Annotated in this window: 7 protein-coding genes; 4 read left to right on the forward strand and 3 right to left on the reverse strand. The window is 58.7% G+C overall.

Going from position 1 to position 6,098, the window contains the following annotated elements; translation table 11 throughout:
• The first annotated feature begins 11 nt into the window (after positions 1-11).
• Positions 12-1,574, forward strand: coding sequence for a SpoVR family protein (locus D8V06_RS10240; RefSeq protein ID WP_056853543.1), 1,563 nt, complete (start codon positions 12-14; stop codon positions 1,572-1,574).
• Between the two features lie 63 nt (positions 1,575-1,637).
• Positions 1,638-2,867: a multifunctional CCA addition/repair protein gene (locus D8V06_RS10245; RefSeq protein ID WP_056853544.1), complete on the forward strand. Its 1,230-nt coding sequence runs from the start codon at positions 1,638-1,640 to the stop codon at positions 2,865-2,867.
• A gap of 84 nt (positions 2,868-2,951) precedes the next feature.
• On the opposite strand, the gene folK is transcribed toward D8V06_RS10245, so the two are convergent.
• Together folK and folB are read right to left on the reverse strand one after the other, a co-directional pair.
• Positions 2,952-3,470, reverse strand: coding sequence for a 2-amino-4-hydroxy-6-hydroxymethyldihydropteridine diphosphokinase (gene folK, locus D8V06_RS10250; RefSeq protein ID WP_056853545.1), 519 nt, complete (start codon positions 3,468-3,470; stop codon positions 2,952-2,954).
• A complete protein-coding gene (folB, locus tag D8V06_RS10255) occupies positions 3,461-3,817 on the reverse strand; it encodes a dihydroneopterin aldolase (protein ID WP_008051601.1) in 357 nt (118 codons plus the stop codon). Before folB ends, folK begins: the two co-directional genes overlap by 10 nt.
• Before the next feature lie 74 nt (positions 3,818-3,891).
• On the opposite strand from folB, the gene plsY reads away from it, so the two are divergent.
• On the forward strand, positions 3,892-4,461 hold the full coding sequence (gene plsY / locus D8V06_RS10260) for a glycerol-3-phosphate 1-O-acyltransferase PlsY (protein WP_056853546.1): 570 nt from the start codon (positions 3,892-3,894) through the stop codon (positions 4,459-4,461).
• Positions 4,462-4,484: 23 nt separating this feature from the next.
• Here the strand turns inward: plsY and tsaD are convergent, their stop codons facing one another.
• The gene (tsaD, locus tag D8V06_RS10265) at positions 4,485-5,510 is read right to left on the reverse strand and encodes a tRNA (adenosine(37)-N6)-threonylcarbamoyltransferase complex transferase subunit TsaD (protein ID WP_056853547.1); all 1,026 of its coding nucleotides are present in this window, start codon (positions 5,508-5,510) and stop codon (positions 4,485-4,487) included.
• A 199-nt stretch (positions 5,511-5,709) separates the two neighbouring features.
• Between tsaD and rpsU the strand changes: the two genes are divergently transcribed.
• Entirely contained in the window at positions 5,710-5,925 is a 216-nt protein-coding gene (gene rpsU, locus D8V06_RS10270) for a 30S ribosomal protein S21 (RefSeq protein WP_002551877.1), read from the forward strand.
• The last annotated feature ends 173 nt before the right edge of the window (positions 5,926-6,098 follow it).

Raw genomic sequence — 6,098 nt, forward strand, 5'->3', positions numbered from 1 at the left:
AGGTTAGTGACATGACCGCCAAAGAGCAGAAGCGCCAACCCATTTCCACCGGCTCTGAATGGACGTTCGAGCTGATCCAGGCCTACGACCGCGAAATCAGCCGTATTGCGGCGGGCTACGCCCTCGATACCTATCCTAACCAGATCGAAGTGATCACCGCCGAACAGATGATGGACGCCTACGCCTCCGTCGGCATGCCGCTGGGTTATCACCATTGGTCCTACGGCAAACACTTCCTGAGCACCGAAAAATCCTATACACGCGGCCAGATGGGGCTGGCCTACGAAATCGTGATCAACTCCGACCCGTGCATCGCCTACCTGATGGAAGAAAACACCATCTGCATGCAGGCGCTGGTTGTGGCGCATGCCTGTTATGGGCACAACAGTTTTTTCAAAGGCAATTACCTGTTCCGCACGTGGACCGACGCGAGCTCGATTATCGATTACCTGGTGTTCGCCAAGCAGTACATCATGCAGTGCGAAGAACGTCATGGTATCGACGCGGTGGAAGACCTCCTCGATTCCTGCCACGCCCTGATGAACTACGGTGTCGACCGCTACAAGCGGCCTTATCCGATTTCCGCCGAAGAAGAACGCCGTCGGCAAAAGGACCGCGAAGAGCATATGCAGAAACAGATCAATGATCTGTGGCGAACCATTCCCAAAGGCGCGGACAAATACAGCGACAAGGACAACGCACGTTTCCCCGCCGAGCCGCAGGAAAACATTCTGTACTTCATCGAAAAACATGCGCCGCTGCTGGAGCCATGGCAGCGGGAAATTGTGCGCATCGTGCGCAAGATTGCCCAGTATTTTTATCCACAGCGCCAAACCCAGGTCATGAACGAGGGCTGGGCCACGTTCTGGCACTACACCCTGATGAACGACCTGTACGACGAAGGCCTGGTGACCGACGGTTTCATGATGGAGTTCCTCACATCCCACACCAGCGTGGTTTTCCAGCCTGGCTTCGACAGCCCCTACTACAGCGGCATCAACCCCTACGCACTGGGCTTTGCCATGTACCGTGACATCCGTCGCATGTGTGAGGAGCCCACTGAGGAGGACTACCGCTGGTTCCCCGACATTGCAGGCACCGACTGGCTGGCCGCCATCAAGTTCGCCATGAGCAGTTTCAAGGATGAGAGTTTCATTCTGCAGTATCTGTCGCCCAAGGTGATTCGCGACTTGAAGCTGTTCAGCATTCTCGATGATGACCAGAAGGACGACCTGCTGGTTCCGGCGATTCACGACGAGGGCGGCTATCGCACCATTCGTGAAACCCTCGCCGCCCAGTACAACCTGGGGAATCGCGAGCCCAACGTGCAGATCTACAGCATCGACCGCCGCGGCGACCGCTCGCTGACCCTGCGCCACCAGCAACACGACCGCAAACCGTTGGGAGAGTCCACCGAGGAAGTGCTCAAGCACCTGCACCGGCTCTGGGGCTTCGACATTCACCTGGAAACCCTGCAAGGGGATCAGGTGATGAAAACTCACCATGTTCCCCCCAAAGGTGAACACAGTGAAGGCGATTACGGGCGGCTGGACCTGGCTGTCATTCACCTTTGATTCTGTTTGTGCCTCCGAAAGCCCGACGCAACGGTTATCCTGTCGAGCTAACGGAGGTTTTTTATGCGGATCTATAAAGTCGGCGGCGCGGTGCGCGATCGCCTGCTGGGCATTCCTGTCACTGACATCGACCGTGTGGTGGTCGGCGCCACTACCGAAGAGATGCTCGCCAAGGGCTTTCGTCCGGTCGGTGCGGATTTCCCGGTGTTCCTACATCCAAAAACCGGTGAGGAATACGCCCTCGCCCGCACTGAACGCAAAAGTGGCCGCGGTTACGGCGGGTTCACGTTCCACGCCAGCCCTGAAGTAACCCTTGAAGAAGATTTGATCCGCCGCGACCTGACGATCAATGCCATCGCCGAGGACGACCAGCAAAACCTGACCGACCCCTACCACGGTCAGCGTGACCTCGAAGCGCGCATTCTTCGCCATGTATCTCCCGCATTCGCCGAAGATCCGCTCAGGGTTCTGCGCGTTGCCCGCTTTGCTGCGCGTTATGCCGGGCTCGGATTCACCGTTGCCGCCGAGACACTGGAGCTAATGCGCCAGCTCAGCGAGTCAGGTGAACTGCAAGCACTGACGGCGGAGCGCAGCTGGAAAGAAATTTCCCGCGCGCTGATGGAAGATCGACCTCAGGTATTTATCGAAGTGTTGCGAGCCTGCGGCGCGCTCAAGGTGCTGATGCCGGAAATAGACGCCCTGTTCGGCGTACCGCAACCCGAGGCCCACCACCCGGAAATCGATACCGGTGTGCACACTCTGAGCGTGCTGGAACAGGCGGCGCAGCACCAACAACCGCTCACCGTACGCTGGGCCTGCCTGCTGCATGACTTGGGCAAAGGCCTGACGCCGGAAGAACAATGGCCGCGACACATTGCCCATGAGTTCAAGGGATTGAAGCTGATCAAAGCGGTCAATGAACGTTTCAAGGCACCGAGGGATTGTCAGGAATTGGCGCTGCTGGTGGGCGAGTATCACACCCACGGTCATCGCGCCCTTGAGCTGAAGCCATCGACATTGCTGGAGTTGCTCCAAAGCTTCGACGTTTACCGTCGGCCCCAGCGGTTCGAGGAATTCATCGCGGCGTGCGAGATGGACGCCCGAGGGCGCAAAGGCTTGGAGCAGAGAAGTTATCCACAGGCGGATTATCTGCGCGGTGCCGCGCAAGCGGCTCGTAGCGTTGCAGTTCAGCCATTGCTGGAGAAGGGATTCAAGGGGCCGGAATTGGGTGAGGCGATCAAGCGCGAGCGGTTGAAGGCACTGAAGGCCTACAAAGAGGCGACGTCCGCCTGAACAGCTTCGCGGGCAAGCCTCGCTCCTACAGGGGCAGCGCAGATCCTGTAGGAATAAAGCTTGCCCGCGATGAAGCCAACAGGATCACAGCAAATCTGCGGGCGTCAGTTGCTCACCACGCCACTCAAACGCAACCGGCGCCAACACCTGATCAATCTGAGCTTCACTCCACAAGATCGCAAAGCTTTTGCCTACGCCCGGATGCACGCGATCCGGCGCAATCAACGACAACGGCCACAGCACAAAGGCATTTTTCAGGATTTCTGCCCGCGGCAAGACCAGGCCATCGAAATTACCCACCAGATCACCGAACAACAAAACATCGATATCCAGCGGCAAACCTCGGCGTTCAGGTGCATAACGACCATTATCCGCCTCAATAAACTTCAAGCGGCGATCCAGTTCCATCAGGGGAAGGTCGGTATACGCCGACACCACGAAATTGAAGAATGGCCCGCTCTTGATGCCGACGGGCTGGCTTTCGAAAACCGGCGAGCAATGGACATCCACCAGAAAACCCGCCAAAGCTTCCAGTCCGGCCTGCAAATGGGCTTCGCGCTCGATGTTGCTACCGAGCCCGAGATACACCTGGGTTAGCGACATCCGCGCTCGATCTCCACACCCACGCCACCGGTAGCGGCAGGAACGGCACCAGGCTTGGTCAACTTGAGACGCATCCAGGTAATCTTGAATTCGCTCATGAGCACTTCAACCAAACGTTCGGCGAATGTTTCAACCAGCTGGAACTGTGCCTGCTCGGCAAAGGCCTGGATGCGCGACGAAACGCTCGCGTAATCGAGCGCCAGGGTCAGGTCATCGCCGGCCGCGGCAGGGCGATTGTCCCAGGCAAAGCTCAAATCCAGACGCAAGCATTGCCGGATGCCTCGCTCCCAGTCGTAGGCACCAATCACGGTATCGACTTCCAGGCCCTCGATAAACACTCTGTCCAAGCACTTTTCTCCGCTACACGACAAGGGCGCAATGCGCCGTTAGAATCAGGGCGTCCTCGCCCGGAATAGTTAGCATGTTTTGGTTACTGGCGATCCTCGCCTACCTGCTCGGCTCTCTGTCCTTCGCCATTTTGCTCAGCCGACTGACCGGTAACCCCGATCCGCGAATGAGTGGCTCCGGCAATGCCGGTGCTACCAACATGTTGCGCCTGGCGGGCAAAAAACTCGCCATCCTGACCTTGCTCGGCGATCTCTTCAAAGGCCTGCTGCCCGTACTGATCGCCGCTGCTGCGGGCCTTTCCCTGCAGGATCAGGCCTGGATCGGCGTCTGCGCCGTCATCGGTCACCTGTTCCCGCTGTACTTCCGCTTTCGCGGTGGCAAGGGCGTCGCCACCGCTGCCGGAATGTTGCTGGGCCTGTATCCACCCGCCGCGTTGCTGGCGGTCTGCGCCTGGCTGCTGACGTTCTACCTGACCCGAACCAGCTCGCTGGCCGCCCTGATCGCTACACCACTGACCCTGCCGCTACTGGCCTGGCAGGAACCGGCAGCACTGCTGCCCATGAGCGCCCTCACGGGCCTGATCGTCTGGCGCCATCGCGGCAATCTACGCGACCTGTTTGCAGGGCGCGAACGGCATTTTTAGAGGCCGACCTCAAGCGCCGCTCATCACAGTGCCGACAACTGCTCCATCGGCCAGCGCGCCTGCACGCTGATCGCCAGGCTTTCCTGCTGGCCTGCCTGCAAGCGCTGGCAACCGGCAAACGCGATCATTGCGCCATTGTCGGTGCAGAACTCCGGACGGGCATAAAAAACATCGCCCTTCATGTCCCCGAGCATTTTTTCTAAAGAAGAGCGTAGTGCCTTGTTGGCACTGACGCCCCCTGCGATCACCAGGCGCTTCATGCCTGCCGCTTTCAACGCACGCTTGCACTTGATGGTCAAAGTCTCCACCACGGCCTGCTGGAACGCCAGCGCGATGTCGCAACGGGCTTGCTCGCCGTCGTCCCCGGCGCTCACACACTGTTGCCAGGTATTCAATGCAAAGGTTTTCAAGCCACTGAAGCTAAAGTCGAGGCCCGGACGGTCGCACATCGGACGCGGGAAAACGAAACGTCCTGCAACGCCCTGCTCTGCCAAACGAGCAATCTCCGGCCCGCCTGGATAATTCAGGCCCATCATCTTCGCTGTTTTGTCGAAGGCTTCACCTGCAGCATCGTCCAGCGTCTCGCCCAACAGAGAGTACTGACCGATTCCGTCAACCTGCACCAGCTGCGTATGCCCACCGGACACCAACAAAGCGACGAACGGAAATTGCGGCGGTTGCGGCTCCAGCATCGGTGCCAGCAAGTGGCCTTCCATGTGGTGCACGCCGAGGGCCGGAATACCCCAGGCAAAGGCCAGCGCCTGGGCGCAGGAAGCACCTACCAGCAACGCGCCCACCAGGCCAGGACCCGCGGTATAAGCGATCGCGTCGATCTCGGTCGGCACGCAGTCGGCTTCCGCCAACACCTGACGGATCAAGGGCAGCATGCGTTTGACGTGATCGCGCGAGGCCAGCTCCGGCACCACGCCACCATAGGCGCGGTGCAGGTCGATCTGACTGAACAGCGCGTCGGCCAGCAGGCCGCGCTCGCTGTCATACAATGCGACACCGGTTTCGTCGCAAGAGGTTTCTAATCCCAGTACTAGCATGGGTTTGCGCCTTGTTTAGGCTGAATTCGAAGGCGCGCATAATAGTCGCCGCGTGATGCCCCGACCAGCGGTTTTCGATCAGAGGCTTTGCATTCCGAGCGATGAGGGGTTAACATCCGCAACCCTTAAAAACCGACGTCTTCAAGTGCTCTTTTGCCGCGAGGATGTTGACCCCGGTAATGAATGAAGGTAGCTCTGGATGCCAGCCGTCAAAGTAAAAGAGAACGAACCCTTCGACGTAGCTCTGCGTCGTTTCAAGCGCTCCTGCGAAAAAGCCGGTGTACTGGCTGAAGTTCGTAGCCGCGAATTTTACGAGAAGCCAACTTCTGAGCGTAAGCGCAAGGCAGCAGCCGCTGTTAAGCGTCACGCCAAGAAAGTTCAGCGCGAACAGCGCCGCGCCGTTCGTCTGTACTAATACACAGACGATCGTAGCAAGCTTCTGCCAAGCCCGGCCCTCAGCCGGGCTAATGGCATTTGCGTAAAACGCTTGATGCTTCACCGTCGAAGCCGCAGATGCGACCAAGACAAATCTGCTTCATCACGTCAGACCTGGCTCTTTTGCCAGCGGTGCACGTCTTTTCTGACGAG

The sequence above is a fragment of the Pseudomonas sp. Sample_24 genome, assembly GCF_004307605.1.
Taxonomy (GTDB): Bacteria; Pseudomonadota; Gammaproteobacteria; order Pseudomonadales; family Pseudomonadaceae; genus Aquipseudomonas.

What these genes read in the sequence shown, in the direction of transcription:
- tsaD (WP_056853547.1), bottom strand. Translation starts at nt 5,510, where the DNA reads ATGCTAGTACTGGGATTAGAAACCTCTTGCGACGAAACCGGTGTCGCA.
- folK (WP_056853545.1), bottom strand. Translation starts at nt 3,470, where the DNA reads ATGTCGCTAACCCAGGTGTATCTCGGGCTCGGTAGCAACATCGAGCGC.
- D8V06_RS10240 (WP_056853543.1), top strand. Translation starts at nt 12, where the DNA reads ATGACCGCCAAAGAGCAGAAGCGCCAACCCATTTCCACCGGCTCTGAA.
- plsY (WP_056853546.1), top strand. Translation starts at nt 3,892, where the DNA reads ATGTTTTGGTTACTGGCGATCCTCGCCTACCTGCTCGGCTCTCTGTCC.
- D8V06_RS10245 (WP_056853544.1), top strand. Translation starts at nt 1,638, where the DNA reads ATGCGGATCTATAAAGTCGGCGGCGCGGTGCGCGATCGCCTGCTGGGC.
- rpsU (WP_002551877.1), top strand. Translation starts at nt 5,710, where the DNA reads ATGCCAGCCGTCAAAGTAAAAGAGAACGAACCCTTCGACGTAGCTCTG.